Origin of the sequence: Streptomyces sp. NPDC058469 (assembly GCF_042721125.1) — a bacterium.
Lineage (GTDB): Bacteria > Actinomycetota > Actinomycetes > Streptomycetales > Streptomycetaceae > Streptomyces.
This window is the reverse complement of record NZ_JBHXME010000002.1, coordinates 40,688-67,409: the sequence shown is the minus strand read 5'-3', so window position 1 is coordinate 67,409 and position 26,722 is coordinate 40,688. Positions and strand designations below refer to the sequence as shown.

Annotated in this window: 27 protein-coding genes, 4 tRNA genes and 1 pseudogene; 18 read left to right on the top strand and 14 right to left on the bottom strand. The window is 70.2% G+C overall.

Annotated features, from left to right (window positions below; translation table 11 throughout):
* Positions 1–32: 32 nt before the first annotated feature.
* Both ACFWP5_RS01560 and ACFWP5_RS01555 read right to left on the bottom strand, forming a co-directional pair.
* The gene (locus ACFWP5_RS01560; RefSeq protein ID WP_384148771.1) at positions 33–1,490 is read right to left on the bottom strand and encodes an FGGY-family carbohydrate kinase; all 1,458 of its coding nucleotides are present in this window, start codon (positions 1,488–1,490) and stop codon (positions 33–35) included.
* A gap of 51 nt (positions 1,491–1,541) precedes the next feature.
* Positions 1,542–1,847 carry a hypothetical protein gene (locus ACFWP5_RS01555; RefSeq protein ID WP_020684218.1) on the bottom strand — a complete coding sequence of 102 codons (306 nt, stop codon included), beginning with the start codon at positions 1,845–1,847 and terminating at the stop codon, positions 1,542–1,544.
* A gap of 157 nt (positions 1,848–2,004) precedes the next feature.
* Between ACFWP5_RS01555 and ACFWP5_RS01550 the strand changes: the two genes are divergently transcribed.
* The 8 genes from ACFWP5_RS01550 (at position 2,005) to ACFWP5_RS01515 (ending at position 6,628) form a co-directional block, all read left to right on the top strand.
* Positions 2,005–2,077, top strand: a tRNA-Asn gene (locus ACFWP5_RS01550).
* Positions 2,078–2,083: 6 nt separating this feature from the next.
* Positions 2,084–2,156: transfer RNA gene (locus ACFWP5_RS01545), tRNA-Asn, on the top strand.
* Positions 2,157–2,334: 178 nt separating this feature from the next.
* Positions 2,335–2,411, top strand: a tRNA-Ile gene (locus tag ACFWP5_RS01540).
* Positions 2,412–2,625: 214 nt separating this feature from the next.
* A complete protein-coding gene (locus tag ACFWP5_RS01535; protein WP_384148769.1) occupies positions 2,626–3,264 on the top strand; it encodes a sensor histidine kinase in 639 nt (212 codons plus the stop codon).
* A 211-nt stretch (positions 3,265–3,475) separates the two neighbouring features.
* Positions 3,476–4,165, top strand: a complete 690-nt coding sequence (locus ACFWP5_RS01530) for a DedA family protein (protein ID WP_384148767.1) — start codon at positions 3,476–3,478, stop codon at positions 4,163–4,165.
* Positions 4,166–4,241: 76 nt separating this feature from the next.
* A complete protein-coding gene (locus ACFWP5_RS01525) occupies positions 4,242–5,078 on the top strand; it encodes an undecaprenyl-diphosphate phosphatase (RefSeq protein ID WP_384148765.1) in 837 nt (278 codons plus the stop codon).
* Positions 5,079–5,320: 242 nt separating this feature from the next.
* Positions 5,321–5,698, top strand: coding sequence for a BlaI/MecI/CopY family transcriptional regulator (locus ACFWP5_RS01520; protein WP_384148763.1), 378 nt, complete (start codon positions 5,321–5,323; stop codon positions 5,696–5,698).
* 3 nt (positions 5,699–5,701) lie between these two features.
* Positions 5,702–6,628 carry a M56 family metallopeptidase gene (locus ACFWP5_RS01515; RefSeq protein WP_384148761.1) on the top strand — a complete coding sequence of 309 codons (927 nt, stop codon included), beginning with the start codon at positions 5,702–5,704 and terminating at the stop codon, positions 6,626–6,628.
* A 21-nt stretch (positions 6,629–6,649) separates the two neighbouring features.
* Here ACFWP5_RS01515 and ACFWP5_RS01510 read toward each other — a convergent pair whose 3' ends face one another.
* From ACFWP5_RS01510 to ACFWP5_RS01500, 3 genes are read right to left on the bottom strand one after another with little or no spacing between them, the layout of a single operon-like run.
* Positions 6,650–7,852, bottom strand: coding sequence for an MFS transporter (locus ACFWP5_RS01510; RefSeq protein ID WP_384148759.1), 1,203 nt, complete (start codon positions 7,850–7,852; stop codon positions 6,650–6,652).
* Positions 7,853–7,882: 30 nt separating this feature from the next.
* Positions 7,883–8,434 carry a Chromate resistance protein ChrB gene (locus ACFWP5_RS01505; RefSeq protein ID WP_384148757.1) on the bottom strand — a complete coding sequence of 184 codons (552 nt, stop codon included), beginning with the start codon at positions 8,432–8,434 and terminating at the stop codon, positions 7,883–7,885.
* Between the two features lie 35 nt (positions 8,435–8,469).
* On the bottom strand, positions 8,470–9,258 hold the full coding sequence (locus tag ACFWP5_RS01500; protein WP_384148755.1) for a phosphatase PAP2 family protein: 789 nt from the start codon (positions 9,256–9,258) through the stop codon (positions 8,470–8,472).
* A gap of 183 nt (positions 9,259–9,441) precedes the next feature.
* Between ACFWP5_RS01500 and ACFWP5_RS01495 the strand changes: the two genes are divergently transcribed.
* The 4 genes from ACFWP5_RS01495 (at position 9,442) to ACFWP5_RS01480 (ending at position 12,775) form a co-directional block, all read left to right on the top strand.
* Complete coding sequence (locus ACFWP5_RS01495; protein ID WP_384148753.1) at positions 9,442–10,098, top strand: DedA family protein; 657 nt, start codon at positions 9,442–9,444, stop codon at positions 10,096–10,098.
* 108 nt (positions 10,099–10,206) lie between these two features.
* Positions 10,207–10,419 (top strand): hypothetical protein, encoded by a 213-nt coding sequence (locus ACFWP5_RS01490; protein WP_384148751.1) that lies wholly within the window; start codon positions 10,207–10,209, stop codon positions 10,417–10,419.
* A gap of 212 nt (positions 10,420–10,631) precedes the next feature.
* Positions 10,632–11,969: a glycosyltransferase gene (locus ACFWP5_RS01485; protein WP_384148749.1), complete on the top strand. Its 1,338-nt coding sequence runs from the start codon at positions 10,632–10,634 to the stop codon at positions 11,967–11,969.
* A complete protein-coding gene (locus ACFWP5_RS01480) occupies positions 11,966–12,775 on the top strand; it encodes a polysaccharide deacetylase family protein (protein WP_384148747.1) in 810 nt (269 codons plus the stop codon). Before ACFWP5_RS01485 ends, ACFWP5_RS01480 begins: the two co-directional genes overlap by 4 nt.
* On the opposite strand, the gene ACFWP5_RS01475 is transcribed toward ACFWP5_RS01480, so the two are convergent.
* Complete coding sequence (locus tag ACFWP5_RS01475; RefSeq protein ID WP_384148745.1) at positions 12,732–13,373, bottom strand: hypothetical protein; 642 nt, start codon at positions 13,371–13,373, stop codon at positions 12,732–12,734. The genes ACFWP5_RS01480 and ACFWP5_RS01475 overlap by 44 nt on opposite strands.
* Positions 13,374–13,886: 513 nt before the next feature.
* On the opposite strand from ACFWP5_RS01475, the gene ACFWP5_RS01470 reads away from it, so the two are divergent.
* The 3 genes and pseudogenes from ACFWP5_RS01470 to ACFWP5_RS01460 all read left to right on the top strand — a co-directional run bounded on the left by ACFWP5_RS01470 (position 13,887) and on the right by ACFWP5_RS01460 (position 15,371).
* Positions 13,887–13,956 (top strand) — tRNA-Val (locus ACFWP5_RS01470).
* Positions 13,957–14,308: 352 nt separating this feature from the next.
* Positions 14,309–14,766, top strand: a pseudogene (locus tag ACFWP5_RS01465) (helix-turn-helix domain-containing protein); the annotation flags it as partial.
* Positions 14,763–15,371: a hypothetical protein gene (locus ACFWP5_RS01460; protein ID WP_384148743.1), complete on the top strand. Its 609-nt coding sequence runs from the start codon at positions 14,763–14,765 to the stop codon at positions 15,369–15,371. The pseudogene ACFWP5_RS01465 and the gene ACFWP5_RS01460, both read left to right, overlap by 4 nt.
* Here ACFWP5_RS01460 and ACFWP5_RS01455 read toward each other — a convergent pair.
* From ACFWP5_RS01455 to ACFWP5_RS01420, 8 genes are all read right to left on the bottom strand, one after another.
* On the bottom strand, positions 15,317–15,976 hold the full coding sequence (locus ACFWP5_RS01455) for a TetR/AcrR family transcriptional regulator (RefSeq protein WP_384148741.1): 660 nt from the start codon (positions 15,974–15,976) through the stop codon (positions 15,317–15,319). The two genes, ACFWP5_RS01460 and ACFWP5_RS01455, sit on opposite strands and share 55 nt — an antisense overlap.
* 92 nt (positions 15,977–16,068) lie before the next feature.
* Entirely contained in the window at positions 16,069–17,328 is a 1,260-nt protein-coding gene (locus ACFWP5_RS01450; RefSeq protein WP_384148739.1) for an oxygenase MpaB family protein, read from the bottom strand.
* Positions 17,329–17,333: 5 nt separating this feature from the next.
* On the bottom strand, positions 17,334–17,792 hold the full coding sequence (locus tag ACFWP5_RS01445) for a hypothetical protein (protein WP_384148737.1): 459 nt from the start codon (positions 17,790–17,792) through the stop codon (positions 17,334–17,336).
* A complete protein-coding gene (locus ACFWP5_RS01440) occupies positions 17,789–18,649 on the bottom strand; it encodes a fumarylacetoacetate hydrolase family protein (protein ID WP_384148735.1) in 861 nt (286 codons plus the stop codon). The genes ACFWP5_RS01445 and ACFWP5_RS01440 overlap by 4 nt, the downstream gene beginning before the upstream one ends.
* 17 nt (positions 18,650–18,666) lie before the next feature.
* Positions 18,667–20,340, bottom strand: coding sequence for an FAD-dependent monooxygenase (locus ACFWP5_RS01435; protein ID WP_384148733.1), 1,674 nt, complete (start codon positions 20,338–20,340; stop codon positions 18,667–18,669).
* Positions 20,337–20,888, bottom strand: coding sequence for a VOC family protein (locus ACFWP5_RS01430; protein ID WP_384148731.1), 552 nt, complete (start codon positions 20,886–20,888; stop codon positions 20,337–20,339). The genes ACFWP5_RS01435 and ACFWP5_RS01430 overlap by 4 nt, the downstream gene beginning before the upstream one ends.
* 55 nt (positions 20,889–20,943) lie before the next feature.
* A complete protein-coding gene (locus ACFWP5_RS01425; RefSeq protein WP_384148729.1) occupies positions 20,944–22,050 on the bottom strand; it encodes an NAD(P)-dependent alcohol dehydrogenase in 1,107 nt (368 codons plus the stop codon).
* A gap of 28 nt (positions 22,051–22,078) precedes the next feature.
* Positions 22,079–22,858, bottom strand: coding sequence for an MBL fold metallo-hydrolase (locus ACFWP5_RS01420; RefSeq protein ID WP_384148727.1), 780 nt, complete (start codon positions 22,856–22,858; stop codon positions 22,079–22,081).
* A 159-nt stretch (positions 22,859–23,017) separates the two neighbouring features.
* On the opposite strand from ACFWP5_RS01420, the gene ACFWP5_RS01415 reads away from it, so the two are divergent.
* The 3 genes from ACFWP5_RS01415 (at position 23,018) to ACFWP5_RS01405 (ending at position 25,766) form a co-directional block, all read left to right on the top strand.
* On the top strand, positions 23,018–23,980 hold the full coding sequence (locus ACFWP5_RS01415) for an amidohydrolase family protein (protein ID WP_384148725.1): 963 nt from the start codon (positions 23,018–23,020) through the stop codon (positions 23,978–23,980).
* Between the two features lie 335 nt (positions 23,981–24,315).
* Positions 24,316–24,597: a hypothetical protein gene (locus tag ACFWP5_RS01410; RefSeq protein WP_384148723.1), complete on the top strand. Its 282-nt coding sequence runs from the start codon at positions 24,316–24,318 to the stop codon at positions 24,595–24,597.
* Positions 24,598–25,250: 653 nt separating this feature from the next.
* Entirely contained in the window at positions 25,251–25,766 is a 516-nt protein-coding gene (locus tag ACFWP5_RS01405) for an RICIN domain-containing protein (protein ID WP_384148721.1), read from the top strand.
* The last annotated feature ends 956 nt before the right edge of the window (positions 25,767–26,722 follow it).

Genomic DNA, 26,722 nt, shown 5'->3' with positions numbered 1-26,722 from the left:
AACAGCAGTGCCCCACGCACCCTTATGAACCCTTACGAGCGGAACGCGCCCGGATGGGTCTGTTCCCGCACGGACACGAACTGCTGACGCACAGCCTGCCCCACGGCCAGTTCGTCGCCCGGCTCGAAGACCTGGGCGACCGGTCCCTGCCAGGGCGGGGGGTTGCGCGGGTCGAGGGTGCCCTGGGAGACACCGAGCGCCCAGGCGGCCTGCCGGGCGGCGCCGATCGCGGCGTAGTCGGCGGGCTGCGGTACGACGATCTGGGTCCCGAAGAGCGCGGGCGCCGCGGCCTGCACGGCGGGCAGCTCGGCGGCCGACCCGAGCAGGAAGAGCCGCCGCACGGCCACACCCCGCCCGCGCAGCACGTCCAGCGCGTCCGCGAGCCCGCACAGCATGCCCTCGAACGCGGCCCGCGCCAGATGCTCCGCCTTCATCGACTCCCGCCGCAGCCCGGCCAGCGTCCCGGCGGTGTGCGGCAGATTCGGCGTCCGCTCACCTTCCAGATACGGCAGGAACACGAGCCCGTGCGCCCCCGGCGTCGACTTCATCGCCAGCTCGGACAGACTCTCCAGATCGGGCAGCCCGAGCAGCTCGGCGGCGCCGCGCAGGGTCCGTACGGCATTGAGTGTGGTGACGACCGGCAGATGCATCCCGGTCGCGTCGGCCAGCGAGGTGATCATCCCGCTCTGATCGACGAGCGCCTCGTGGTGCACGGCCATCACGGAGCCGGAGGCGCCGAGCGACACGACCGCGTCCCCGAACCCGATCCCGAGCCCGAAGGCCGCGGCCATGGTCTCTCCGGTACCGGCGGAGATCAGCAGCCCTTCCGGAGTCGTACCGGCCGCGTCGGAGGGACCGATCACCTCGGGCAGCATGGCCTGGTGACCGAGGGCCAGCTCGATGAGATCGGGCCGGTAACCACCACTGGCGGCGGACCAGTACCCGGTCCCGGAGGCACCGCCCCGATCGGTGGTTCTCCTGACCGGCCGCCCAAGAAGCTGCCACACGAGCCAGTCATGAGCCTGCAACAACACAGTCGTACGCCGCGCGTTGTCGGGCTCGGTCTTGTTCAGCCAGCGGAGCTTGGTGACGGGCTGCGCGGCCTGCGGTACGGAACCCACCGCCTGCGCCCACGCCTCGCGCCCGCCGAGGGCGTCGATCAGATCGGCCGCCGCGACCTGCGCCCGCTTGTCACCGCCGACCATCGCGGGCCGCACGGTGTTGCCCTGCGAGTCCAACGGCACGAGCGCGTTCTGCTGCGCGGACACCCCAATGGCCTGCACGCCTTCGAGCAGCCCCCCGCCGGCCGCCTCGCCCAGCGACAGCAGCCAGGCCTGTGGATCGACATCGGAGGGCCGCCCGCCGCCCTCGGTCTCGGTTTCGACCGGATGCGGCGCATATCCCTGCCTGAGCACGGACCCCGTGTCCGTGTCGCAGACGACGATACGAGTGAAATCGGGCGAACTGTCCAACCCGGCGACTATCCCCATGGCGGAAATTCTGCCGTACGGCGGGAGGTGACGGCGCCGGGTCGGGACTCCCTATGTGTTGCTGGTGCCCCAGTCGTCCTCGCCCGTGCCGTTCGCGTTGCGCTCACGCAGGGACCGTACGCGCTGGGCGACGGAGTCGGGGACCCGGTCGCCGACCTTGTCACTGACCGCGTGGTACGCCTTGCCCGCGTACTGGCGGCCCTGCTGCGCCGCCGTCTCGGCGGTGTTGCGGACGGCCGGATTCTGCGCGACCTGACGTGCCGACTTCTTCAACTGCTCGTAGCGCTCGCGTCCGGCCCGCGTGCCCAGCACGTAACCCAGAGCCAGTCCTACGACGAACGTGAGCTTGTAGCGCATGACGGCCACCCTTCCCTTGCGTAGGTCTCCGGCGCGGCATCGGTGCCGGGGGAACCGATTGGCGGAGCACCCCCCTGCTTGCGCTAATGTATGTGTCGCAGCGAGCACACGCCCCCTGGCGAATACCCAGGGAGGTACGTTCGATGCAACGAGGCATTCCCCTGTAGCTCAATTGGCAGAGCAGCCGGCTGTTAACCGGCAGGTTACTGGTTCGAGTCCAGTCGGGGGAGCTTCGGTCTTCCGTAGCTCAATTGGCAGAGCAGCCGGCTGTTAACCGGCAGGTTACTGGTTCGAGTCCAGTCGGGAGAGCACAGTGAGAACGCAGTGAAGAGGACCCCGTTGGGGTCCTTTTTCATGCCCCCCGGAACCGCTCGTGGCAGGCCGCAGTCCTCATGGTCGTGCGAAGTCGACCATCCGAAGCAGGAGATCGTATGAGCGGCTATGCTGCGGCAGACGGCGCGTACAAATGTGCGCGACGCGCCGTAATGGGGCGGTAGCTCAGCCGGTTAGAGCAGCGGACTCATAATCCGTCGGCCGTGGGTTCGAGTCCCACCCGCCCCACCATGCGCCGGTTTTAACCTGCGGAAACGTTCCTCGTGAAGTGTTGGATCGTCAACTTCCGCTCAACGGACTGAATCCGCTGCTCGTGAGTTTGGGGCGTGATGCATCCCATCTTGCTTGGGCCCCTCTGACCTGCGGTGATGCGAGCAGCCAAGGTTGCTGTTGGCCGGCTCTGCGGTCTCTGTCGGGCCTGAGTTGAAGATCGAGTGGACGTGCAGTGGACGAGCATTGCTTCATCGCCGACGCCAGCCACGAACTGCGTACCCCGCTCGCCCTGCTGCGCGCCGAACTCGACGTCGCCCTGCACCGCCCCCGCACCGCGGCCGAACTCACCGACACCCTCCGCGCGGTCGACGCCGAAGTGCAGCGACTGGTCGACCTGTCCAACGCCCTCCTGGACCTGGAGGAGTTCGGCAGTACGCAGCACATCACCCGCACCCCGGTGGACCTGGCCGACCTGGTGCACGCCACCGTGGACCGCCACCGGGACGCTGCCGAGCGCGACCACCGCACCCTGAGCGCCGACATCACCCCCGCCACCGTTTCCGTGGACGCCCGCTGGATCAGGCCCGCCCTCGGCAACCTCCTCGGCAACGCCCTGCGTCACGGCGCCGGCGCCATCCACCTCACCGCCGCCGTCCGTGACGGGCGGCTCCGTCTCGCCGTAGCCGACGACGGGACGGGCTTCCTGCCGCAGGCCTTCGTACGCTTCAGCCGGGCGGAAGCCAGCCGGACGACCCCGGGATCCGGGCTCGGCCTGGCCTTCGTCGCCGCCGTCGCGGCGGCCCACGACGGCATGGCGCGGGCCGAGAACACCGAGCGCGGCACCGTCGTGACCATCGAGATCCCCTGCTGACCGCCGTTCACCCGGGAACTTGCCGACCCGCCCACGGGGCGGAGGCAAGAAGTTCACCTGCGCGGGCTTGGCGCGCTGTTGGCCGGTCCTCTACAGTCACAGCGAACTTCTACGCGATGTAGAAGTCGCCTCTGCTCTCGGCACGTCTCTCTCCGGCCGCCCGCTCACGGCAGCGGGGCCGGGACCGGCCACTTCGGCACACAAGGACCCCATGCCCTCCCACCTGTGGGCCGCCCTACCGCACACCGCGGCGCTGGCCCTGAACCCGCTCGACACCACGTCCCTGCTCACCAGCCTCGGCGCGCTCGGCGTGTTCGCGGTGCTCTTCGCCGAAACCGGGCTGCTGATCGGCTTCTTCCTGCCCGGCGACTCCCTCCTGTTCACCGCCGGCCTGCTGTGCACCACCACGACCGCGGGCGTGCACCTCTCCCTGCCCGCGGTACTGGCGGCCGCCGCGGCCGGGGCGCTGCTCGGCGCGCAGACCGGATACCTCATCGGCCGAAGGGCCGGACGCCCACTGCTGGAACGCAGCCGCAACATCAATCTGCGGCGCGGCGCCGCGCGGGCGGAGGAGCTGCTGGCCCGCTACGGCCACGGCAAGGCCATCGTGCTGGCCCGTTTCGTGCCCGTGGTGCGCACCGTCCTCAACCCGCTCGCCGGGGCTCTCGGCGTCCCGGCGCGTACCTTCACCGTCTGGCAGGTCGCCGGCGGGCTGCTGTGGTCGCTCGGGGTCACCTTGGCCGGCTACCTGCTGGGCTCCACCGTCCCGAGCGTCGACAAGTACCTGCTGCCCGCCGTCGCGCTGATGGTCATCGTCTCGCTCATTCCCGTCGTCCTGGAGCTGCGCCGCCACCGCCGTAGCGCCACAGCCTCTCCGCAGCCCCCGGGGCCCTTCGCGTGACCGGGCACCCCCGCAACTCCCGTCGGTACGGCGTCACCGCTCCAGTGACTCTTCGAATAGTGCAGGGACAGGACCAATGAGTGCGATCAGTGTCGGACAGGCCGCTGTACTCGGTGTCGTGGAGGGACTGACCGAGTTCCTTCCGGTCTCCTCCACCGGCCACCTCAAGATCACCGAGGGGCTGATGCACATCCCGGTCGACGACACCGCCGTCGTCGGCTTCACTGCCGTCATCCAGGTCGGGGCCATCGCCGCCGTCCTCCTCTACTTCTTCAAGGACATCGTGCGCTTCGCCGGCGCCTGGGTGCGCGGCATCACCCACCGCGAGGCCCGCCAGAGCCACGACTACAAGTTCGCCTGGTGGGTCCTCTACGCCACCATCCCGATCGTGATCGTCGGCCTGGCGGCCAAACCCCTTATCGAAGGCTCGCTGGCCTCCCTGTGGGTGGTGGCCGGCAGCCTGATCGTCGGCAGCGGCTACATGTGGGTGGCCGACCAGATGGGACGCCACAAACGCGGCGAGGACGACGTCACGGTCAAGGACGCGATGATCGTCGGCTGTTCCCAGATCCTCGCCCTGCTCTTCCCCGGCTTCTCGCGCTCCGGCGCCACCATCTCAACCGCCCTCATTCGCGACCTGGACCGGGTCGCCGCCACCCGGCTCTCCTTCTTCCTCGGCATCCCCGCCCTGACCGGCGCCGGACTGTACGAACTCAAGGACGCCCTCGGCACCGGCGCGGGCGCCGCCCCGCTGGCTGTGGGAACGCTGGTGTCGTTCGTGGTCGCGTACGCGTCGATCGCCTGGCTGCTGAAGTTCGTCGCCAAGCACTCTTTCAACGCGTTCGTGGTCTACCGGATCATCATCGGGCTGGTGCTCTTCGGCCTGCTGGCCGCGAACGTCCTCAGCGCGTAGCACCTGACCGACCCGCCCTGCCGCTGCCGCACGGCCGGATGCCGAACCGCGCGCCCGCGGCTGCACGGCCCGCCGCCTGGCGGACGGGCTGCATGGCCCGCCGCCTGGCGGACGGGCTGCATGGCCCGCCGCCTGGCGGACATCAGCTGGACTTCATACTTGCCATAGCGCCGGATCCAACCTCTACATCTCGTAGTAGTTTGGATGTCCAGGCCCATCCGTGTGCGGAAGGAGCGACCGGAGTGAGCGATCAGGGACCGGCGGGCCGACGGGCGCCCGGAGAGCTGGAGGGCGAGGTGCTCTCGGCCCTGTGGTCTGCCGGCGAGCCGTTGGCGGCGGGGGCGGTACGTGAGCTGTTGCACGGAGATCCCGCTATTACCACGGTGCTGACGATCCTTACCCGCCTGCACGGCAAGGGCCAGGTGACCCGCGAGCGGGCGGGGCGCGCCTACCTCTACTCTCCGGTGCAGGATGAGGCGGCGCACACGGCGGCCGGGATGCGGGCGCTGCTGGAAAAGGGCAGTGACCGGGCCGCGGTGCTCGCCCGGTTCGTCTCCGAGCTGGGGGCGGAGGACGAGCGGGTGCTGGACCAGTTCCTGCACGGACACCAGGAGGATTGACGCGTGCGGATCGACGTGTACGTGCCGCTGCTGCTGAGCACGCTGTTCGGCGTGGCAGCACCGTGGGCCGTCCGCAGACTGCCGCCCCGGGCCGCCACGTGGCTGCTGACCTGCACCGCGGTGGTGGCGGCGGGTACCTGGGCAACGGCGCTGGCACTGCTGGCCTTCACCCTCGTGGGCCAGATCCCGCTGGTGGCCTCCCAAGGGCCGTGGTCGGCCGGAGTGCTGGCCGCGAACGATCCGGTGCACCGCTCGGTGGCGCTGGTCTGCGCTCTGGTGCTGCTGGCGTCCGTGGCGGGGCTGACGGTGGTGTCCTGGCGGCGGGTGCGCGTACTGGTCGACAGCTGGCGCGAATGCCGGGAGCTTGTGGTTGCCGGGGATCTGGCCGTGGTCGACGATCCGGTGCCGACCGCGTTCGCCCTGCCCGGGATGCCGGGCAGGATCGTGGTCTCCTCCGGCATGCTGCGGGCTCTGTCCGGCGATGAACGGCGCGCCCTGCTCGCGCACGAACGAGCGCATCTGCGTCATCGCCACCATCTGTTCCTGCTCGTGCTCCAACTGGCGGCGGCCGTCCATCCGCTGCTGCGCCCACTCGCTCGGGAGGGGGCCTTCACGGTGGAACGGTGGGCGGACGAGGAAGCAGCCGCTGAGGTCGCGGACCGTACGCTGGTGGCCCAGGCCGTCGCCCGCGCGGCCCTGGCCACGAAAAGGGCACCACAGCGGGCTCTTGCGGCCACCGGCGGCCCGGTCCCACGGCGCGTGCAAGCCCTGCTGGCCCCGCCCGCGCCCGTCCGGCGGAGCCCGGTGCTGGCTTGTGCCGCGTTGGCGCTGGTCTGCTTCGTGAGCCTGGCCGAGGCCGCCCACGACACCGAGCGGCTCTTCGAGCACGCCATGCACACCAGCGCCGCCACCCACCAGCAGCCGCGCTGAGACCCGCCGGAGGGACCGGCCCTAGTCGCGAGCGGCGGGGACGTCGATGCGCCGACCGGTCCGCGGGCGGGCCAGTGTCAGGACCGGGGCGGCGGCAAGAAGCAGCGCGAGGGCCGCGTATCCGGCCGTGAGGGTCGATGCCGCGGCCACGGCGGCGACCAGCAACGGACCGCCCGCATCGCCGAGTTCGCGGCCGAGTTCCGCGGCGCCCATGGTCTGGCCCATCCGCTCCTGCGGGGTGGCCGCGGCCAGGGCGGTGAAGGCGACCGGGGTGATCACGCCCGTTCCGGCACCGATGCCCACAGCGGCCAGCAGCACCCCGGCGATGCCTGGCAGCATCGCCGCGGCCAGCCCCGCGGCGGTCAGGGTGAGCCCGGCGGTGATGCCGGTGGCGGCGGTGATCCGTCCGGCGTCCAGGGCGCGGCCCGCCCGGGGCTGAACGAGAGCGGCGCAGGCGGCCAGTACGGAGACGGCCGCGCCGGTGGCGACCGGGCCCAGACCGGCCGCAGCGCCGGAGACGGGCAGGAAACCGACCCCGACCGACAGCGCGGCAGTGGCGGCGGCCAGCGCGGCGGTCGGCCGCAGGAAGCTGCCCTCGCCCAGGCGGCGGGCGAGGTCGAGCACGGTCTGCCGGGCCCGGGGCAGCGGCGGTACGGCCGGGACCACCGCGAAGGCCCACACCGCCACGGCCAGAGCCAGCACCGCCATGACGGTGAACAGCAGCCGCAGCCCGCCCAGCGCGATCACGGCGCCGCCCAGCAGTGGGCCCGCCGTATAGCCCATGCTCTTGAAGAAGCCGTACGAACCGAACGCCCGGCCCCGCTTGCCCTGCGGATGCAGCCGGGCGACCAGCGCGGACGCGGCCGGGGAGAACGCGGAGGCCGCCGCCCCCTGGCCGAGCCGGGCCGCCCACAGCAGACCGGTGTTGTCGGCCACGACGAAGCAGACGGAGGCGGCGGCGAAGCCGAGCAGCCCGCCGAGCAGCACCGGGCGGGCACCGATCCGGTCCGCCAGTGTCCCGAACACCGGCTTGAGCAGCACCTCCGCCCCGTCGTACAGGGCCAGCAGGCCTCCCAGCATCAAGAGGGAGTCGACATGCCCTTCGGTGTACCGGCCGAGGCCGGCGGCTATGCCGTGCGCGCCGAAGGCGGTGGTGAAGCCGGCCGCGTACAGCGGCCACGTGCGCCACCTGGCGACGGTGGCTTCGGGGGTCTGCGATGTCATGGCTGCGGTCTCCTCCGCTCCCGGGCCCGGTCAGGGCTGGTGCAGCGCCCGGAAGACCTGCTCGGCGTAGTCCTCGTAGGCATCGGCACACTCCTTCAGCCGCTGCCCGGCCCGGCCGGACTCGGGCGCCCCGAACACGTCGCGGGCCTTGAGGTCGCGGTGCCAGCGGCGCAGCCGTTCCAGGCTCTGTTCTTCCTCTTCGAGCTCGGCGAGGGTGAACTTCTGGTTGCGGATCTCCTTGGCCAGCTCGGCGTCGTACTTGTCGCAGTCGGCCAGGAACTCGGACCAGTCCTCCTGCCGGACGGCGGTGAACATCGCCTCGAAGCGGGCGTGGTCGTCCTCGCTGCGGCCGGTGGCCTCCAGGACAATCGCTTCGCCCGCGGCACGCTCGGTCAACCGCAGCGCGCGCTCCAGCCCCTCGGCGAACACCGGGACGTCGGGCACCGCCCAGACGCCCTGGCCCAGGGACAGGGCACCGACCCGGCTCAGCTCGCGCCACACCGCCACGCGGTGCCGGGACGGGCCCGAGGGCAGCCTGACCAGCAGTACCACCCACCGCACGCGCCCTTCCCCACTTGTCACACTGGAGATTGTATCCGGCGTTACATTCAGGTGCGTTACGGCGTGAGTTGCTGCCTCGTCTTGCCATCAGCCGGACGCCCGGGGAGCGGCTCCGGTGCGTCCTGCGTCGCCGCGGTGTGAACCTCGCCATCCGTGCCGGGGTCCACGGCGGCCGGCGGCCCGAGGGGGCCGAAACGGTCGAGGAACGGGATCAGGTGCAGTCGCGGCAGCAGCCAGGCGTGCCAGATGCCGGTCAGGCAGATGATCGCGGAGCTGCTGACCAGTACGGAGCCCAGGACGTCAATGGGATAGTGCGCGCCGATGTACAGCCGGGAGAACGCGATGAGCGCGACAGCGGCGGCGCCGCCGAGAGCCGTCGGCCGCTGCCAGCGGGTGCCGCGGGCCAGGAAGTACGCGGCGATCACGGCGGAGACGGTGAAGGCGACGTGCCCGCTGGGGAAGCTGTTGGAGCCGGTCTCCGGGTCCAGGGAGTAGACCGCCGGGGGCCGATGGCGGGCGACGATCACCTTGGCGATCTCCGCACTGTTCCAGCCGACGGCGACCACCAGGAAGGTGGAGGCCGCGTCGACCGGGCGGTGACGGCGCAGGAGCAGCCAGCCACACCACAGCGCCAGGATGACCAGCCCGCCGACCGGGGAGACGATGTCGCTGACCCCCAGCATGACCGTGTTCAGCCAGCCGGTGCGGGTGTCGTTCTGCAGGGCGCGGTCCAGGCGCAGTTCGTCGGGCTGTAGCAGACTCGTGTGTGCGGCGATCAGCCCGAGGGCGATCGCCGGCGCGAAGACGATGAGCGCGTTGCGCAGCCAGTGGCGCACCTGGGGCATGGGGTGGTCCTTACGCGAGATGCGGCGGGGCTCTGGCGGCCGCCGCGTCTCGCGCCGACAGTGACGCGAGGCCAGTTCATGACGTACGGGTGAACTCCCGGCGACCACCCAGTCAATCTACTACACGTTGTAGAATTATCCTCCGGAGCGCGCGCCGCGCGTTCGGCGAAGGGGAGTGGGGGCATGCACGCGATCACCGACTGGCTGGCCGGACTGTCCGGCCCGGTGGTCTACGCCGTCGTGGCAGCTCTGGTCTTCTGCGAGGACGCCCTCTTCTTCGGCTTCGTCCTTCCCGGGGAGACCGCCGTGGTGCTGGGCGGGGTCCTGGCCAGTCAGCACCACGTCTCCGTGTACTGGCTCGCCCTGGCCGTGGTGCTCGCGGCGATCGCCGGCGACTCGGTGGGATACGAGGTAGGCCACCACTTCGGGCCCCGGATCCTGGCCACCCGTCCGCTGCGCCGACACCAGGACCGGATCGCCGACGCCCAGGCGCTGATCCGCCGCCGGGGGCCCGCAGCGGTCTTCCTCGGCCGCTTCATCGCCTTCTTCCGCGCGATGATGCCCGCCCTGGCCGGTGCCTCACGCATGCGCTACCGCACATTCCTGCTCTTCAACGCCCTGGGCGGCCTCGTCTGGGGCGTCGGCTTCACCCTGCTCGGCTACTTCGCCGGCTCCGCCTACACCCGGGTCGAGCACACCGTCGGCCGGGCCCTCGCACTCGTGCTGGCCGCCGTCGTGATCGCCGCCCTGGTGGCCTGGCAGCTGCGCCGGCGCCGCGCCCATCGGGAGGCCGGTGACTCCAGCCACTCGGTGGCGGGTGACCGGCGCGACGCCCCTTGAGGCCCGGTCCGGCTGGATGCCGCCCTCGGCGATGCCCTCGCGCCTTGGGTTTCTACGTCATGTAGTAGGTTGCGCCGACCCCCCGTCCCGTCGGCCGGAGTCCGAGTGATGCCCTCGTCGAGTCCGCACGTCTTCACCTCGGGCGCCTCGGGCATGGCGTTCGCGGTCCAGGTCGTCGCGGTGCTGACCCTCGCCGCCGCACTGCTGGTCGGTGCGGCACTCGGCGTGCGCGAAGTGCGCCGGCGGGTGGGGATCGCGGGGTACGTGTTCGCGCTGGCGCTGTCTCTTCTCGCGCTGGTCACCGCCTACGCGGCCAGGTGACGGACACGCCGCCCGCCCCCTGGGGTGCCGGAATTCCGGGAAGGGCATTCCCTAACTTCTACGTGATGTAGTAGCTTCTGCCTCGGCCCCGAGTCCCCGCCTGGTCACCGCAGATCATCGCGGGACGGAGGCACCTCACGCGCTCGGCGTGCAGATCGCGGGCGGCCCTGGAGCATCAGCCGCCGTGCACTCATCCCAGGAGTTGATCGGCCGTGTCCTACCGCGACAACCCGGCGGACAAGCACGCGTATCCGCCGCCCGCCGCGACCGGGCACGGCCTTCGCCACCCGCGTATCGCCATCGTCTCGGCGAGCGTGGGCGCCGGGCACGACGGCGCCGCCACCGAGCTCGCACGCCGCCTCACCGCGCTCGGATTCGCCGTGGACCAGCACGACTTCCTCGACTTCCTCCCCGCCGGCCTGGGAAACCTGCTTTGCGGCAGCTATCACCGCCTGCTGACCCTGGCCCCTGCCGGCTACCAGCGGATCTACGCCGCCACCGAACACGCCGGGCGCCCCGGCCCTGCGGTGCGTGCCATGTTCCGCAGCGCGGAGCGCCGGATTCTGCGCGTGATCACCCCCGATACCCGGGCGGTCGTCTCGACCTATCCCGGCGCCAGCCAGGTCATCGGCGCCCTGCGGCTGCGCGGCCGACTCGCCGCCCCGACGTTCACCTACCTCACCGACTTCTCGGTCCACGCCCTGTGGGTCGCCCCCGGTATCGACGCCCACCTCGCCGCCCACGCCGTCCCCGCCGGCCAGGCCCACGCCCAGAACGCTGCCGGGGTCGTTGTCACCGGCCCCGTCGCCGACCCTCGCTTCACCACCGCCACCCCGGCCCAACGGCACGCCGCCCGCAGGCAGTTCGCCCTGCCCGCCGACGCACCCCTCGCACTGCTGGTCGCCGGGTCGTGGGGCGTCGGTCCGGTCCGGCAGGCCGCCGCCGAGATCCGCGACAGCGGCATGGCCAGGCCCGTCGTGGTCTGCGGACGCAACGAGGCCCTCGCCGACCAGCTGCGCGCCGACGGCATCGAGCACGTCCACGGCTGGACAAAGGACATGCCGGGCCTCATGCACGCCTGCGACGTCCTCGTCCAGAACGCCGGCGGACTCACCTCGCTCGAAGCCCTCGCCTGCGGGCTTCCCGTCGCCAGCTACCGCTGCATCCCCGGCCACGGCCAGACCAACGCCGCCGCCCTCGAAGAGGCCGGCCTGGCCGTATGGATCCGAGAGGCCGGGCAACTGGGCCCGATACTCGCCGAACTCCTCGACGGCCCACGCGGCCAGGCGCAGCGAGCGGCAGGCCTCGCCCTGCACCAATGCCGGCCGGGCCCCGCCGAGGCCATAGCCGCCGCAGCCACCCACCGGCCACCCGCCTCCGTGGCCCGCACGCGGATACGCCGACCGGCCCGGCGACGCGTCGCCGTCATGACCGCGGCCATGGCGATGACCGTCTCCCTGGGCATCGGCGCACCGGTCGCCTACGCCTACGGAGGGGCCGGCGCCCACCTCAGCGCGGTCGCCCGATACTTCGACGGAGACGACCGATGAGCCCCCGCTCACTGACACGAACCGCCCTCACCGCGGGCGCGGCACTGCTCCCCACGCTCGCCGCCCTCCACGGCGCACCCGTCATCTCCACCCTCGGGCCGCTGCGCAACCGCACCATGCCCCGCCTCGCCGGACAGGGCCGGCCCGACCACATCGCGCTGACCTTCGACGACGGACCCGACCACCTCTCCACCCCGCACTTCCTGCGCGCCCTGGAGGCCCGCGGAATCCGCGCCACATTCTTCCTGCTCGGCTCCATGCTGGTCCGAACCCCTGGCCTGGCCCAGGAAATGGCAGCCGCCGGACACGAGATCGGCATCCACGGCTGGCACCACCGCCCGCTCCTGCTGCGGCGCCCCCGCACTACGTACGACGACCTCGCCCGCACCCGCGATCTCGTCACCCAGGTCACCGGCCGGCCGCCCCGGCTCTTCCGGCCGCCCTATGGGGTGATGACCACTGGCGCCCACCTCGCCTGCCGACGGCTCGGGCTGACCCCCGTCCTGTGGACGGCCTGGGGCGAGGACTGGCGCAGCCGGGCCACCCCATGGTCCGTCCACGACACCGTCACCCGCGATCTCCGTGGTGGCGGCACCATCCTGCTCCACGACTCCGACTGCACCTCCGCGACCGGCTCCTGGCGCACCACCCTCGCCGCCCTGCCCCGCATCCTCGACACCTGCGCCGCCCACGACTGGCACACCGGCCCGCTCCGCGAGCACGGAACACCCCGGGTGAGCCAGGACGACCTGCACATCAAGCTCAGGAACCGACGCGCTCGTCCTGCTGGTATGCCCGCAAGGTGACGGAAGCACCCGGCCACGGCTGCTGAAGAGGGCGGAGTCGCCGCCAGTCGTAGGGCGGGTGCCCGAGCTTGGGACGCAGACGGTCGTAACCGTTGCTGACCACCCAGCATCCGACACAGACGACGATCAGTACCCGCGTCGCGAAGTCGGCGGGACCGGACCCCGGCGCCGTCAGTCCGCCGATCCCGGCCGTCCACAGCCAGTAACCCAACAGCGGATACACGGCCAACTGATGCCAGATCTTGGTCGGGGCGAGGGCCTGCTCCCGGGTGAAGAACCCTGCCCGCAACTCCGCACGCCACTGCACAAGGCCGAACCCGAGCCACACGCCGAGCGACGCCAGCCCGAACCACGGACCCGCCGGCCCGGTCGGCGCCCTCCCCTGCATCCGAGCGACCCCGAGTGCGACCGCCGCGGTCAGCAGGGGATCGCCGAGCAGGACCGCGACGAAACCGCTGCGCACTCCCATCAGCCGCCGCTCCAGCACCAGAGCCAGCAACCACAACGCCCCCGGGGTGACAGCAAACGTCGCCGCCGCCGCGACCCAGGGGCCGTGCTCCAGCGGCACGCCCAGCCAAGGGAGATAGAACCCGCTCACGCCATTGCCAACCGCGGGAGGTCGACCATGATTCCGCCGGCACCCACCACACGGCCACCGGACCCGTCTCAGCGCGCCCGCCCTTCTCCTTGATCCGCCCGGCTCGGTCAACGGACCGGGCTGCCAGGCTCCCCGTCCCGGTCCTGAGGACGAACTCCCGCTGATGGACGTACAGCGACGTCAGGAGCTGAGGGTAGTCCTGCGGATAGACGGCCTGACCAGCGAAGAGGTCGCGCGGCTCCACCCTCGGGCGAAGAGGGCGGGGCCTTTGCCATCGGTAAGGAACTCCGCTGCGCGCGGGTTCACTTCTCTCGGCTCCCAGGCGATGTGACCTGCGCATCCGATGCCGGGACTCTGCGTCTCGCATCTGGGGACGGTCCCGCATGGGCGCATAGTGGGCGTGCAGTGGACGTGCAGTGGACAGAAGGACCGGGAAGGATCAGGAAGGCCACAGCAGGGTTCGATCTCCTACAGCCTTCTGAACTGCGGAAACGGGACGATCGAGGCACGATTGGGGCAGGTTCGGAAGATCCCCAATGGACTCACAATCCGTCGGCCGTGGGTTCGAGTCCCACCCGCCCCACCTGTGCAGGTCTCTGACCTGCGGAAACGTTCATTTTTGGGTGTCGGAGCGTCAACTTCGCCTGAACGGACTGAATCCGCTGCTCGTGGGTTTGGAGTCTGGTGACGCTCTGGGGGGTTCCAAACCCTCTGACCTGCGGCGGAGTAGGTGATCGAGGTTGTCGCTCGCCGTCTTGGCGACTGCCCTGAGGGGCGGTGTCAAGGCCCAGGGGCCGTACAGGGGTCGGGACAGTGTGGCCGTGTCCAGGCGACGGTGCCTCCCGGTCGATAGTGCACCTGGTGTTCGGGGCGGCAGGTGGCTGCCGAGAGGGCGTCTGGCGATGGCCGAGCGGTCTGAAGGCAAGGAAACGGCCCGAAGAGGAAACGGCCCTGAACGCGCCAACCGAGTCGCTCGGCATGCGTCGTACCGCCCTGGCGGGAGGGCGGCCAGGCCCAGTACATCGTCCAGCCCATGTCGACGGAGGGCGTCAGCGGTACCGGCGCGACCCGCGTCCGGGCCCTGGAGCGCCTCGATCGGCCGCTCGCGCTACGGGAATTGGCCGTGCACGCCCGGATGGGCCCGCGCACGTTTGCCCGCCACTTCCAGGAGGAGACCGGCACGGGCCCCGGCCGCCGGCTGACTCAGCAGAGGGTGCATCGTGCCCGGCACCTCGTGGAGAGCCGCGACCTCCCGGTCGACCGGATCGCGGCAGAAGTCGGCTTCGCCACGACGGCGTCGCTGTGACAGCACCTGCACGCGACGATCGGGATCTCGCCCCAGGCATACCGGAACACCCTCCGACTCCGCCGCGCGGCGCCGGGCGGGCAGTGAGCTCTCCGACGCTGGTATTGGTGTGGTCGCTGGTCGCGAAGCCCGGCATCGTGCACGCGAGGATGTCGCTGCGCGGGCTCCGGTACTTCAGGACCAAGGCCGACGTCGTCTATCTGGATCTTCACAACGCCGTCGACGAGCATCTGGCAGCTGTGGACCGGCGGTTGAGCGAGGGGCATGACGCGGCCGGGGACGTGGCCGAGAGCTCGGTCGAGATCCTCAACCGGTTCATCGCCGACGAGGACAACAAGGCACGCGTGGTGCGCTCGTTCAGGTCGCCCAACTTCGACGCCAGGTCTCTGTGGACGGGTCGCTGGAGTGACCGGCTCGCCGGACTCCTGCGCGCGCACCTGCCCGAGAGCGATGACCGGGACCTCCGGGCGCGTACCACTGCGACCGTCTGCCTGAATACCGTATGGGCCGCCGTCCAGCAGTGGGCGGAGGAAGGCCTGGACGAGCCGCTGGAACCGATCCTGAGGAAGGCATTCGGACTTGCCACCGCCGCGGCGCGTGATGCGGAGGCGGCCGTGAAGGCTCGGCCGTTGTCCGGTCAGCTGGGCAACGACAGTCCGTTGAGGAGCACTTCGGCCACGTTCTCGGCGTAGAGCCGCACGCGCGTCTCCTCCGTCGACGTCAGCTCCGGGTTCATCATCGAGGCGAGCGCCATCTGGCCGTAGAGCGCGGATCCACCCGAGGTGAGGAGGAAATAGAAGGTCTCGTAGGGGACGTTCTTGATTCTGCCCTGAGCGTTCAGGAGTTCAAAAACGGGGATGAAGCGCGACCTTATGGGCTCGATGTAATGGTGGTAGAGATAGTCCAGGCGATCCGTGGCGGCCGCGCCTTCCAACGTGACAATGCGAGCCAGATGAGGGCGCGTTGCCGAGTACTCGATGAAATTACGGATCAGAACCCTCAACCGCACCATGGGGTCGGCCGATTCGTCGTCCGCCGCCACCAGGTAATCCACCAGCGGGCGAAAAGCCCAGTCGACGGCCGCCCGCCACAGATTCGCCTTCGACCCGAAGCGTTGGTAGAGCAGATTACGGCTCACGCCCAGCTCGTCATTTACCGTCCGCAGCGACACCCCGTTGTATCCATGCACCGAGAAAGCCTCGATCGCGGCGGCCATGACCTGGTCGGTCGGGGCGAGTTGCGCGTCTTTGGGCGGGCGACCTCGTGGGCGGGCGACGCGGGGCGGAATATCAGACATGGGGCCAGCTTAGCGGCCCCTCCTCTCCTCCGTGGGGGCGGAGGAGAGGAAGGAGAGGGGGACGGAGACGGGCGGACAGGGCGGCTACTCCTTTACCTGGTGAGCCTGTCGACGGGCTTGAATTTCGCTTCGCCGCCTTCGAGGTTCGAATTGAGGAATGCGTGACGATCGCGGCGATTGACCCGGTCGATCCAGCCGGCCACGCCGGGGACGTTCCGGCGCAGGGTCTCGCGCGTGAGGTTTCCGGGCACCCGGGCGAGAGGAGCGAAGCGCCACAGGCCGGTGTCGGGCAGGCCCGTATTCCGATAGCTTTCCTCGCCCAGGTAAAAGCGCGCATGACCGAGTTGTGCTTTGTAGCGCAGCTTGCCGTAGACCTGGCGCAGTCCCTGCGCGTCCTCCGGGGGGAGGTAGGTGTCCATGAACGACCTGCACAGTTCGCGGGAGTCGTCGTCGATCTTCGGCTGCTCGGAAAGTCCGAGCAGTAGGTTGGCCTTGAATCCCTCAGCCACCGTTTCCGGGTACCACGGTGCGTCGACGCCCATGAGGTATCCGACATAGCGCCAGTGATGCATCATCGCCTCGACATCGGCGTCGGTGGGGCGGTATCCGAGCAGCTTCAGCTGCATCCCGGGCGCGAACGAGCTGAGCAGCAGGGTCCCGGTCTGCGCGAACTGACTGATGGGCATGCCCAGCCGGTCCCGGTCCCACTCGGGGTGCGGCAGCAGGGTGTGACGGATCATCGAGTGCAGGACACGCACGAACACCGCCGAGCGGCGTCCCACGGCACCGGGTCGCATGGCCCCCGGTTCGGTGGTGTCCGTCCAGAGCCGCGAGGTCTCCACGAACCGGCCGAACGCCGACCCGCCGGTGTAGGCGCCGGTCAGCGCCAGCGGCTTGGCGACGGTCTCCAGGCCGTACGCGTTGAACGTCGACATGCCGAAGTACGGGTACAGCTCCTTGTACCGCCGGAACACCTCCGCACCGTGCTCGACCTTGTCCCAGTCCACCCACTCGGGGTCGGTGGTGATCTGGTCGAACAGCGCCACCAGTTCCGGGGACGGATCGCTGACGGTCTTGATGCCGCCGTGCAGCGCCAGCTCGACGTCCTTGCGCGCGCGGGACTTGCCCTTGGGCGAGGCGAAGGCGGCGTCGATGTAGGCGTCGCCCAGCCGGTCCCCGGTGTTCATGGCCCGCCCGAATGCCTTCGCCAGGTCCTCGGGGACGTCGAGTCGGCACTTGGCGAAGCGTTCGAGTTGCGCTTTGAGCGCGCGGCCCTGCGGGCTGTCGGCGGTCTCGAAGTACGTGAAGATCTTGGGGATCGCCACTTCGGTCGCTTCGGTCGACTGCGTCATTGATCTCACCGCTTTCGGGTAGTTTGGGTGTTTCCGGCGGCCAGTTCGCCCGCCAGGTCGCGGGCGACGCTGAGGGCGGCCGCTTCGTCCGCCAGGGAGGCATCGCGTCGTAGGAGTCCCGTGATGAACTCCGCGCCTCGCACGTCCAGTTGGGGCGGGCCCAGCAGCACATGGGTGTGGGGACTGCCCTCGCCGAGCGAGTAGGTATAGACCCGTTCCGAGCCGGTCACCCGCGTCACCGCCGCGCTCAACCGGGCCAGGAGCGGGCCGAGTTGGGCGGCCTCGGCGTCGTCCAGACACGCGAGTCCCTCGGTGTGCCGCAGCGTCTGGACGGCGACCCAGCCGGGCGCCGGTAGCGCCGGATGCGTGGACACTCCCCAGTGCCCCGTCCGCAGCAGCCAGCCGGGATCCGAGTCGGCGAGCGCGACGGCCCGTGCGCAGAGAAGGCATCCTTCGCCCGTCATGCCTCCTCCCGCCGTATTCCCGCATGCGGAGGGGCGATCGTGTTGGTCAGCGTGCCGATCCTGTCGAGCGTGACCGACACCACGTCGCCCGCCGCCAGGAACCGCCCGTCCGCGATGCCGGTCCCTCCAGGGGTCCCGGTGAGGATCACGTCACCGGCTTCCAGGGTCAGGAACGAGCTGACGTACGTGAGGAGTTGAGGGACTTGGAAGATGAGCTCGGCCGTCGAGGAACGCTGGCGTACGACACCGTTGACCTCGGTGGTGAGGTCCAGCGCGTCGTGCAGGCGCAGTTCGTCGGCGGTGAGCAGGGCGGGTCCGAGCGGCTTGAAACCGTCGAACCCCTTGGCGAGGGCCGGGCTGGCCATCGGGAGCGCCGGATTCTCACCCGACTGGACGTCGCGCGCCGAGATGTCGTTGGCGGCCGTCCCGCCGGCGACGAAGTCCCAGGCGGCCGCCTCGGGAATGTCACGGCCGGTTCGCCCGATCACGACGGCCAACTCGCCCTCGTAGTCGACCCGCTTCGGCGCGGATTCCGGCAGGCGGACGACGGCACCCGGGAAGGTGACGGCGGAACCGGGTATCAGGTGGAAGCGGGGGAGGGAGGGCAGCGGGCTGCCCGTCTCGGCCGCGTGGTCCCGGTAGTTGAGACCGATCACGACGATCTTGCCGGGACGCCGCACCGGGGGCGCGAATGTGGCGTGCTGTCTGCTGATCTCCTTACCGAGCCGCAGGCTCGCCACCTCGGCCAGCCTTCCCTCGACGATGAAGTCCTCCAGCGATCGGCCCGGGGCGTCGAGGAGTCGCAGTCCGTCGGGATCGACCCGGGCGAGGCCGTGGTCGGTCTGTGCGAGCAGCATGGTGTTTTCTCCGTTCCTCAGGCTCCGGCTGTTCCGCAGCACCTGGCAGACCGGCCGGTGACCTGGTCCACCAGGGCGTCGGTGTCCGCCGGGCAGGTGTCTCCGCGCCAGGCGACGATGCCGTCGGGGCGTACGAGCGTGATGGCCGCTCCGTACGCCTGGCGGGCGCCGTCCGCGCCGATCCACTCCTCGTCGAGGGGTATTCCCCGGGTCCGGAATGCCTGGGCCAGCGGCCCGCTGTCCACGGCGGGGGCGAGGTTCAGCAGGACGAAGTGCCCCTGGAAGAGGTCGAGGACGGAGCTGCCGTCGGCCAGTGCGACGTGCGGTGCGCGATGCCCGGGGCGGGCCGTGGGCACGTACTCCTGCGGGTCCGCGCGGGGCTCCGGGGTTCCGTCGGCGACGATGAGTGGCGACTGCAGGTAGTGCAGGCCGAGTTGAACCCCGAGGGAGCGCCACTCGGTCTGGCGGGTGGCCACGATCCGCTGACCTGCCAGGTCGCGCGCCTTTTTCTGGGCCGGGTCGTCCAGTTCCGGGTCGGGCAGGATCGCGTTGTCCGCACGGTAGTTGTGCCACGCACGGCGGACCATGCGCTCGGCGTGCGGGCGGCGCTCGGCGGTGTACGTGTCGAGCAGGGCGTCAGGGGCCCAGCCCCGCAGTACGCCCTCCAGCTTCCAGCCGAGGTTGGCCACATCGCCGAGACCGGTGTTCATCCCGTGCCCGCCCGAGGGCCACATCCGGTGCGCGGCATCGCCCGCCAGCAGCGCATGTCCCGACCGGAAGGACTCGGCGACCACCGCGTCGCCGCTCCACTCCCGGGAGTCGAGCACCTCGACGTCCCCGACCGGGCAGTCGAGGGCGTCGGCGATGGTGGCCCGCACCGCGGTGGCAGCGGGCGACTCGCCATCCGCGAGTGGGTAGGTGACGCGCCACAGGTCACCGCCGTCGAGTGAACCGAGGATCATGCGCCGGGGGTTGATCAGGTAGTACTGCACGGCAGGGGCGTGCGGAACACGGTCGCGCAGTCCGGGAAGCCGTACGAAGGCTCCTTGCCAGCGGGCCCGGACGTCGGCCGAGTTCCGCAGCGACCCGATGCCCAGGGCCCTGCGGACCGGCGAGGCCGCGCCGTCGCACGCCACCAGGTAGCGGGCCCGCACCGTCCTGCGGCCGTACGCCTGCGAAGAGAGCCGTACGGTGACGCCGTGCGTGCCGTCGTCGAACGCGTCGCACGTCCACCGGTAGCGCAGGTCCACCGTGGTCTCGGCGGCGGCGCGGGCCCGCAGGGCGGGGTCGAACCAGAACTTCGGCCACCACACGCCCCCTTCGGGGCTCAGCCCGTGCGTGGTGGCGTGCCGGTCCGCGTTGCAGGGGCGGGAGAAGCGGGCCAGCTCGTACGTGGTCATGCGGGACACGAACGAGATGTCCCGCGGAGCGTCCGCGGGGAAGCCGCTGCGGAGTACCGCGCCGGCGATCCCCCACCGGCGCAGGAGTTCCATGGAAGCGGTGTCGACGGACTCCGCCGTCGGATAGCGGACCACGCCGTCCTCGCGCTCGACGAGGAGCACGGACAGTCGGCGGGAGCCCAGTTCGATGGCGGTCGCAAGCCCCACGGGGCCGCCGCCCACGATCACCACGTCGTACGTCGTGTCGTCCGAGAGGTCGCCGGTGGGGCCCGGCGCCGAGGCGATGGTCATCGTTCCCAGACCAGTGCGCTCAGGTCCCGGCCGGCCTCGCGGCCCTTGAGCAGACGCTCGGGGTCGAGCGGGAAGCCGTTGGGATCGCTCCGGAACTCCTCGGTCGCCATGAAGTCCCGCATCTCCTGCTGCGAGGAGAAGTTCAGGGACGACAACTCGACGCGGTTTCCGTCCGGGTCGAGGTAGTAGAAGCTCGTCCCCGGGCCGTGGTTGGACGCCTCGACCGGAAGGAAGCCCGCCGCCTTCAGGGTGCCGTAGAGATCCAGCAGGGCGTCGGCGCTCGGCGTCCGCAGCTGGAAGTGGTGCAGTCCGCGCGAGGACCTGCCCGGTCCGAGGTCCGCGCATTCGAAGACGGCGATGCGCTCGGTGTAGGGGTGGTCGAAGTAGAAGTCGAAGAAGCAGATGCGCGACGGCTCGTCCGGGTCGTCGGACGGGGGCGGTGTCATCTCCACGCTGCGCGGCTGACCGAGCAGCAGCGAGTAGAAGTCACAGAGGCGGTCGTAGTCGGTCGTCCGCAGCACGACCTCGGACAGACGAATCCCTGACATTGTCTTTCGTCCTTGCCTGATAGGGGAGTTGGCGGCTCGTAGGAGCGTTGGTGGCTCAGTGGACGAGGACGGCCTTGACGGCCGTCCCCGAACGCACCTCGTCGACGGCCTTGTTGATGTCGTCCAGCGCGTAGGTGCGGATCATGGCCTCCAGCGGGAAGCGGCCCCTGCCGTGGAGGTCGAGGATGCGGGGAACGAGTACTGCCGGGGTCTGGTGGCCGACGATCGAGCCGGTCACTGTCCGTCCTTCGAGGAGTGCGAACGCGCTGGTCCGCAGCTCGGCGTCCGGAGCGACTCCGAGAATCGCGGCACTTCCCAGCGGAGCGAGCGCGGCTACGGCCTGCGACATCACCTCGGGTACGCCGCTGGACTCCACGCTGAAGTCGACGCCCGGTCCGCCGGTCAGTTCCCGTACCCGCTCGACGGCGAGGCCGTCGGCCGCGTCGACCACATCGGTCGCGCCCAGATGGGCGGCGAGGTCGAGCCGCGAGGAGTGCGGGTCGGTCACGATGATCCGTGCGGCGCCCGCCGCCGCGGCCGCCATGACCGCGCTCAGCCCGACGGCTCCCGCGCCGAAGACGGCCACCGTGCTGCCGGGCGTGACCTTCAGCAGGTTCCAGACCGCGCCGGCGCCGGTGACGACACCGCAGCCGAGGGGAGCGAGCACATGATCGGGCAGGTCCGTCTCGCCGACCTTGATCAGGCTGCTGGGCCGGCACAGCCCGTACCCCGCGAAGGACGACTGTCCGAAGAAGTGGTCGTGCACCGGCTCGCCCGCGGCATCGCGCAGCCCGACCGAGCCGTCGGCGCGCTGAGCACCGAAGTTCAGCGGGAAATGGAGGGGACAGTACGCGGGCCGTCCGCTCAGACAGTTGTGACAGGTGCCGCAGTAGCTGAAGCTGGCCACCACCCGGTCGCCCGGCCCGAACCCGGTGACGGCGGCGCCGACCGCCTCCACCACGCCGGCCCCCTCGTGCCCGGCGACGACCGGGAGGGGTGTGGGCATACGTCCGGCCGCCACCTCCAGATCCGTATGGCACAGCCCGGCCGCGGTGAAGCGCACCAGCACCTCGTCCGGGCGGGGATCGCCGATGCTCAGCTCCTCCAGCGCGAAGGGATCGTCGCTGTCCGGCCGGCACACCGCCGCTTTCACACTGTTCATGGCAAGACCTTCGGAGGGTGCGGCAGGTTCATCGGAGCGTGACCGGCTGGAGCCCGGGGAAGTGCGGGCCGACGAGCGGCGTGTCCGTGGCACGGAGCGTCTCCAGCCAGAGGACCCGAGTGGCCGCCGCGGCTGCGTCGTCCCAGTCGAAGCCGCAGCGCCAGTGCGGATGATCCAGCGCCGCCGGGTGGTGGAAGAGGTCACCGACCAGAGCGAGGCTCTGGCCCTGGGACTCGATCAGGGCGACGGACGCGCCTGGCGTGTGGCCCGGCGCGTGCACGAGACGCAGCCACTCGTACGGCGAGACGGCATCGCCCTCCCACAGCACGGCCGCGCCCCGCAGCGGAGCGACCTTGCCGTGTACGGCGTCGTCGGCGTCCCCGTCGACGAAGTGCTTCCAGTCCTCGGCATGGATGTGATGCCTGGCCTGGGGGAACGTGGGGACACTCGCGGTGGAGGCCCAGCCCACATGGTCGATGTGCAGATGGCTGAGGACCACATCGGTCACCGAGTCGAGCGGGCAGTCCAGCTTCTCCAGCCGCTCCGGCAGCAGTTCGAAGACCGGGGGCAGCTCGCCGTCGGGCAGCAACTGCGGGGCGAGCCCGCCGCCCAGGTCGAAGACGACTCGGTGTCCTCGCCGGTCGGTCGCCAGGAATCCGCCGAACGGGATCCGAAGCATCCCGTGCTGGTCGAGGACGCCGGGCAGTGCCTGCCAGACGGACATCGGAACGTCCGGGTAGAGCAGGTTCGGCGGCATCGGTATGACGCCGTCGGTGAGGGGTTCGACTGTCACATCACCTATCTGCATGTCTCGACCGTAACCATTAAAGTGTCAAGCGTCAATTTAATAGAGCTAGGGATGAAGCCTTGCTGGTTTCGCAGCGTCCGGTATGGGTGTGTGTAAATTGACGCACAACAGTTTGATGCTTAGGCTCGATGGCACACCCAAGAGCAGAGGAGCACCGTCGTGCCTGGTCAACGGATTGATGTGCACACTCATGGCGTGTCGGACGAAGCGATGATGGTGATCGCGGGCCGGGGCTTCCGGCCGACCGGCGGATACCGCATCTCGGTGCGATGGACGCCGGAGGCCGCGCTCGCCTACATGGACCGGCAGGAGATCGCCGCCCAGCTCGTGTCCATGCCGATCTCGTTCGCGGGGGCGAACGACGACCCGGACTTCGGCACGCGGCTGGCCCGGCTGATCAACGAGGGGCACGCCGAGCTGATCGCGAAGCACCCCGGCCGCTTCGGGGCCTTCGCGACGCTTCCGGCGGACGGTCCCGACGAGGCGCTGGCGGAAGTCGCGTACGCCCTGGACGAGTTGAGGCTCGACGGAGTGGTGCTGACCTCGAACGTGCTGGGGCGCTACTTCGGCGACCCGTCCCTCGAACCCGTACTCGCGGAGCTGGCACGGCGCGAAGTGCCGGTCTTCGTCCACCCCGAGGACTGCCCGCACATCGACGTCCTCGGATTCGGCCGGCCGAGCTCGATCGTCGAGTTCCCCTTCGACACCGCGCGCACCATCACCAACGCGCTGTACACCGGTGTCTTCCAGCGGCATCCCGGGCTGCGGCTGATCCTGGCGCACTGTGGAGGGGCGCTGCCCACGCTCGGGTGGCGGATCGGCGAGCACACCGTCATGGGGCGGGGGCCGGAGGACGCGGACATCGATCCCGCCCACGTCGCCGAAGTCCTGCGGGGGCTCTACTACGAGACGGCACTCGCCGGCAGCCGCAACTCCCTGCTGCCGACGCTCGAAGTGACCTCGGCCGACCACATCCTGTTCGGAACCGACTGGCCTGCGGCCCCGGAACCCACGGTCGTGCGCAACATCGAAAACCTCACCGGCTTCGACGGCTTCACCAAGGACGAGCTCCGGGGTGTGGAGCGCGACAACGCGCTCAGGCTGTTCCCGAGGTTCGCCTGACACTGGGTGGGTGTCGTAACTCAGGACCAGTCTCCGACGAGTTCGAGGTAGGCGTGGCCGGTCACCTGCTGTCCTTGATGGATGCCGGTGACGGTGGCTGCGCCTTCGAACTTGGTCAAGGAGGGTTCCTTCACTGTCGGGGCGACTGCTCTGAGGGTCGATGCCAAGGCGCAGGGGCCGTGCAGGGGCCGGGACGAGGCGGTCGCGTCCAGTCCGGCGGTGTCTGCGGGCCGATTCGGTGTCCCCCGGCTGCACGGCATGGGCTGCCATCCACGGCACGGCGCCAGCGGTCGTTGTCGGGCCGGCAACGAAGGCGGGGCGGAGGCCGACGTCTGGTGAGCACGCGTGGGAACCCCTACGGCTACCACACCGGATCCATCCGGCCCCACGACACCGCCGTCTCCCTCCAGGGTCTCGTCCGGGCTGGCTTCCCTCGGGCAGCGGCCTCGCTCGCGGCCGGCTTGCTCACCGCCGCCGCGGACTTCGACACCCGCCTGCCCGAACTGTTCGCCGGCCACGGCGCCGAAGCCGGCGGACGCCCTGCTTCCTACCCCGCCTCACCCCGCCTTCTGTCGAGCGCAGGCATGGGCAGCGGCGGCGTCGGTCCTCGTGCTTGAGGCCGCCCTCGGCCTCGACGCGGACGTGCCTCGCGGCACGGTGACGGTTGCACCCGCGTTCGCACGCGCATACGGCCCACTGCCGGTGAGCGGGCTCCAAGTCGCCGGACGCCCACTGAGAATCACCGTCGGGCCAGACGGCACGGTAAACGTGGTGGCGCCGGAAGGGCCGGCGATCGGCACACCCAAAACGGTGCAGACGGGTCGAGCATGATCAACCTCGACATGGTCTGCCTCCTTGGGCCGCTGCCCGGCGGAGTCGGTCTGCCCCTCCGCCCCGCGGGGCAGCACGCACCGCACACCGCGACGCGCATGGCCTGACCTTTGCGGTTCCCTTGGCTTTCGGGTCCGTCCCGGCAGCGTCCGGGGTCCGGCTCGCGGTGTGCCGGTCCGCTGAACGGAACAGGGCGAGACGCGCGGCTCCCGGGGCGTCAGCCTGATTGCTCACAGGCCGGTGCCATGGGGGAGTTGGGCGGTGGGCGTTGCGGCCCGCTGTCGTCCCGCGAGTTCAGGGGGAGAGTTCGGCTCGCTACGCCGCGGGTCTCCGCCCTTCCAACGCCGGTCCTGTGACGGAGCCGCTTTCTATCGGAAGGACGGGAAACCGAGTGTCCAGATTCGCGAGAACCTTGTTCAGAGCGTTCGCGGCAGTCCTGTTGGCCGCGGCCGGCACGATCGCCTGGGGTGGGGTGGCAAACGCGGAGTCCGTCACGCCGCTCGCCCCCGGCGAGTTCCACGAGATTCGCAACAACTTTCACACGCCCCCGATGTGCCTTCAGCCACGCGAGCAGGCATTCGGCTCACCCATCATCCAGATGCCGTGCGACGGCAGCAGCGCCCAGGGCTGGCTCAGGCTGGACATGGGCGGCAACCACTACCGGTTCGCCAACACGCTGGGCCTGTGCATCTTCACCGACGACAACCCCGTGAACGGGTCGCCGCTCTGGCTCGACGAATGTGCGGTCAGTGGCGGCACCACGGTCAGCAACGCGGAGTGGACGTCCACGCACCCGCTGCCCAATGTCGACGTCCGGCTGAGCACGCATGTGCACTTCGCAGAACACAACTTCTGCATTGACGAGCCAGGTGGCTCGGGTGCCTCGAACCTGGCTGTTCAGCTCTTCGCCTGCAACACCTCGATCGCCCAGAGGTGGAGCGTCGGCTTCAACTGACCGCCTCGACGTCCCGACACCGGATCGGCCGCCCGCGAGTCCCTGGGCGGCCGATCGACACGGTCTGCCCCACTGGGGTCCCGCCCATCGCGAAGGGATCCGGGGACGCGGGCGTGATCCGAGCGGCGCGGCGTTCCTGGCCAGGGCCGACGCCTCGGGCATGGTCGCGTGGTGCCGGGTGGCGATGCCTCGCGCGGCCTTGCCGAACATGGATGTCCACACCCGCCCACCCGCGAAGCGACAGCGACAGCGCGTACGTACATGGAATACGTACTCCTACCGACGTGCCCCTGACACCCGTGCCGTGTCCTTGAGGTCATGACGACACCGAGCGTGAAACGCGCAGATGCCGAAGAACGTCAGGTCGGCGGTGGTGGGCGTATGGGTCCACGCCATGCTGAACCCGGCGCCGGGCGCCCTGATCCAGAAGGGCGCGCAGGCGATGGCCTGGCCTCCCGTGTGCACCGCCTCGCTGAGCTGCGGAAGCGGCAGCGCACCAGACCTACGTCCTCGGCTGACCTGTCGACACGCTGCGGCCCAGGTTCATGCGCAGTCTGGAGGACTGCACAGGGCTGACACTGATCAGCACGTCTGACCTGCAAGAACGGCGTGAATCGGCAATGATCGGCAAGGGCCGCCCGAGTGAATCCGCTGCTCATGAGTTGAACAGCGTTGCTGGCAGCGTTAGTTCGGACTGTTCTGACCTGCACCGATGTCGTGTCTCGCAGCCGGGAACATGGCCGCGAGCGGCCTCTGTGGGCGGCCGGGTGCCCAATTCGGGACGCCGGCAGGACGCGGGGAATCGGAAGTGGCTGCTTCGGTGTCATCCTCACGCCCGCTCGGCACTGCTGTTCCTCACGCCTGCCCGGCACCGCTGTGGTGGGTGGCGCGCTGTGTCGGCAGACGATCAGGGTGCTGTGCGGCTCTTGGACGGCCGGGCAAGCGCCCCCCGTGGT